Origin of the sequence: Mesorhizobium sp. M7A.F.Ca.CA.002.04.1.1, assembly GCF_004022805.1 — a bacterium.
In the GTDB taxonomy this organism is placed as follows: Bacteria; Pseudomonadota; Alphaproteobacteria; order Rhizobiales; family Rhizobiaceae; genus Mesorhizobium; species Mesorhizobium ciceri.
On sequence record NZ_RZPL01000625.1, the window covers coordinates 1 to 3,435 of the forward strand.

The window sequence follows — 3,435 nt, forward strand, 5'->3', positions numbered from 1 at the left end:
AGGCTGTCCATGCGCTCGCCGTGAAGGGGATTGATGATGAAGAGATGCGCGGTCGCGGGATTGCGCTCGGCATCGGGGTTGCGGATGCGTTCGGCGCCGCGGGCGATCTTGTCAAGCGCCGATGCCAGCCAGAGCGGGTGTCCACAGATTTCGGCGCCACGTCGGTCGGCCTCGTATTCGCGGGTGCGGCTGACCGCCATCTGCACGACCATCGCGGCAAAGGGCGCTACGATCATCGCCGCCAGCACGCCGACAAAGCCGAACGGATTGTTGTCGCGATTGCCACTGAAAAAGAAGGCGAAATTGCCGAGCATCGAAATGGCACCGGCAAAGGTGGCGACGATCGTCATGGTCAGCGTGTCGCGGTGCTGCACATGGGCGAGTTCGTGCGCCATGACGGCTGCGACCTCTTCAGGCGTCAGCGCCTGCAACAGGCCGGTGGAGGCAGCGACCGCCGCGTTCTGCGGGTTGCGGCCGGTGGCAAAGGCGTTCGGCTGCGGATTGTCGATCAGGTAGGTCTTCGGCATGGGCAGGCCGGCCTGTTTGGCGAGCGACTGGACGATGGCGTAATATTCGGGCGCGTTCTTCTCGTCGACCTCGACGGCACGGTTCATCGACAGCACCATCTTGTCGGCATTCCAGTAGCTGAACAGATTGGTGCCGGCGGCGATCAGCAGCGCGATCATCATGCCGCCGGTTCCGCCGATCAAAAAGCCGACGCCCATGAACAGCGCGGTCATCGCGGCAAGAAGCATGGCGGTGCGAAGTGTGTTCATCGTCTGCTCCTGTCCAGGTGATAGCGAAAAGGGGTCGATCCGCTTCGTCTCATCGCTATATGATGGGAAACACCAGTTCCCGTTTCAATCCGCTGGAAATATCGCATGAACGACGAAGCCAGTAAAACCGATGCCGAGCTTGCCCATGATGTCGAGCCAAAGGCGCTGACGCCGGAAGCCAGACGTGCGCTCGCGGAAGCCGAAGCAAGGCGTGTAAAGTACCTGGAAAAGGAAGCCTCGGCGCCGAAGGAAATCGGCGGCCGCGGCGGCAAGGAGCCCGGCCGCTACGGCGACTGGGAGGTAAAGGGCCTGACCAGCGATTTCTAGACGCGGCCTAGGCGGCGTTGCGCTGCGGCTCGAGCGCGATCCAGCCACGCTCGTCGACGGTGATGCCCACCATGTCGTAGCCCGCGATCGCGGCGTGTTGCGTTGGCAAGGGGCGCTTGTGCGTGGCGCTGATGACCATGACCGCCGCGCCCGCCGCTTCGGCTGCCGCTATGCCGGCCGGGGCATCCTCGAACACGAGGCAGTCGCGCGCGTCGAAGCCGAGCCGTTCCGCGCCAAGCCGGAAGCAATCGGGCGCCGGCTTGCCGCGGGAGACATCTTCCGCTGCGACGATGACGGCCGGGACGGGGATGCCCGCGGCCTTCATGCGCAACAGCGCCAGCTCACGTGGGGCGGAGGTTACGATCGCCCAGCGTTCGGGCGGCAGCGAATCGAGAAATGCCACGGCGCCGGCGATCTGGATAATGCCTTCGAGATCGGCCGCCTCGGCCTTCAGCAGCAGATCAGCCTCGTGTGCCGGGTCGACGCCCGGCAGCGCCAGGCCGGTGATGGTCTCGATCGCGCGTACGCCATGGATCGTCGGCAGGAAGGCAGCGACGTCGAGGCCCTGGCGGCGTGCCCAATCGCTCCACACCCGTTCCGCCGAGGCGATGGAATTGATGAGCGTGCCGTCCATGTCGAAGAGGAAGGCCGCGAATTTTCTGCTTGAATACATGATTTTCCTTGAGTCCGGGGAGCGCTGGTGGGGTTGCCGAACCTAACGTCTCGACCGCGGCAGGGGAAGACACGGGGTGGGCTTTTCGATCGGCCCAGGGAACCACGGTATCCTCCGGGCGTTTGGGAAGGACTGCTTCTCACAAGATCGAAGGGGGGACCAACGATGCTGATCCGGCTCGGCTATGAAATCGCCATCGAATGCGTAGCCGCCACGCCGGTGATTTCAGTGCTCGAGATCCATCGGGACAGGCAGGCTGATATCAAGCGGCAGACGCGGGTGCTGACCTCGCCCGCGGTGCCGACAAGGCTGTACCACGATCTGCATGGCAATGCCTGCCGGCGCTTCACAGCGCCCGCCGGTGGTTTTCGCATCCTGTACGACGCGGTCGTCGAGGACAGCGGCGAGACGGACGAGGTAAACACGCTGGCCAGGGAAGTGCCGGTGGCGGACCTGCCGGACGAAGTTCTCGGTTATCTCCTGGGCAGCCGCTATTGCGAGACGGATCATCTGAGCAGCCTGGCCTGGCAGCTCTTCGGCGACATTCCGTCCGGCTGGGCGCGCGTGCAGGCGATCGTCGACTATGTCCACAACCGGCTGTCGTTCGGCTATGGCTATGCGCGCTCGACCCGCACGGCGGCTCAGGCGCATGAGGAACGCGTCGGGGTCTGCCGCGACTTCGCTCATCTGGCGATCACGCTTTGCCGCTGCATGAATATTCCGGCACGCTATGTGAACGGCTATCTCGGTGATATCGGCGTGCCAGCCGATCCGGCACCGATGGACTTTTCGGCGTGGCTGGAAGTGTTCCTCGACGGCAAATGGTACACGTTCGATCCTCGCCACAACACGCCAAGAATCGGCCGCATCGTCATCGCCCGCGGCCGCGACGCCACCGACGTGCCGCTGCTGCATAGTTTCGGCGCCCACCGGCTCAGCCTGTTCAAGGTATGGACCTATGAACAGGAAGGCAATCTGTTCAACCCGCCCTACCACGGTATCGACAGGACCGTCGGCGCACAGATGCTGGCCTAACGGTATGTCGATTCAGGTGAGGCCGGTCTGCAAATGACGGCTTTCTGCGCTTCCGGTGCTCACGGACCAAATGTCCGCTCCGCTCCGGTTCTCGAAAGCCATCATTTTCGACCTGGCCTGACCTGAATCTCAACACCCCCTTGAGGCGCGGCCAAAAGCGGCCCTGGTTTTCAAACGTGATGGCGCTTTGGTCTTTCGACGGCCGGAGGCGTTGGATCCGATCATTTCGCGCCCTGCAGTCTCGGGACAACTGGCCCGCTTCGGCACACGGACCCTGTCCCGCAACAGGACGTCATCGGGATTCCGTGATTGCTTCGTCTTGAGCATGGTAACCGGCTCGTAAACGCAGCCGCGGCCGCGCTTTTCTGTTTACCAGTCATTCACCTTTGCGGAGCTTGAAGCCGAACAAAAACAATGATTTGGCGGCAAGCGGCCGGCCTTCTGCCAGCCAGCGGCGTCATCCGGCGGGAATCCTGCATTGCCCTGTCCGCGGCGACGAGGCCGAGGCGAATGGAGGCTGTAGGATGCGGAATTACGGGGGTCTTGTTCACGCGATCGGCGGGTTCGCCCGGGATGGCGGGGGGAATTTTGCCATTCTGTTCGGCCTCCGCCCCCCGGTCTTTG

Annotated in this window: 5 protein-coding genes; 2 read left to right on the forward strand and 3 right to left on the reverse strand. The window is 63.4% G+C overall.

The features are described from left to right. On the reverse strand, window positions 1–776 hold a 776-nt coding region (htpX, locus tag ENZ75_RS25555; RefSeq protein ID WP_128278406.1), incomplete at its 3' end, for a zinc metalloprotease HtpX. Window positions 777–881: 105 nt separating this feature from the next. Between htpX and ENZ75_RS25560 the strand changes: the two genes are divergently transcribed. Next, entirely contained in the window at window positions 882–1,103 is a 222-nt protein-coding gene (locus tag ENZ75_RS25560; RefSeq protein ID WP_024504209.1) for a DUF1674 domain-containing protein, read from the forward strand. A 7-nt stretch (window positions 1,104–1,110) separates the two neighbouring features. Here ENZ75_RS25560 and ENZ75_RS25565 read toward each other — a convergent pair whose 3' ends face one another. Continuing rightward, window positions 1,111–1,776, reverse strand: a complete 666-nt coding sequence (locus ENZ75_RS25565) for an HAD-IA family hydrolase (protein ID WP_128278407.1) — start codon at window positions 1,774–1,776, stop codon at window positions 1,111–1,113. A gap of 165 nt (window positions 1,777–1,941) precedes the next feature. Between ENZ75_RS25565 and ENZ75_RS25570 the strand changes: the two genes are divergently transcribed. Continuing rightward, window positions 1,942–2,811, forward strand: coding sequence for a transglutaminase family protein (locus ENZ75_RS25570; RefSeq protein ID WP_013529017.1), 870 nt, complete (start codon window positions 1,942–1,944; stop codon window positions 2,809–2,811). A gap of 380 nt (window positions 2,812–3,191) precedes the next feature. Here ENZ75_RS25570 and ENZ75_RS34730 read toward each other — a convergent pair. Next, window positions 3,192–3,435: hypothetical protein (locus tag ENZ75_RS34730; protein WP_206617102.1), on the reverse strand; the 244-nt coding region annotated here is incomplete at its 5' end.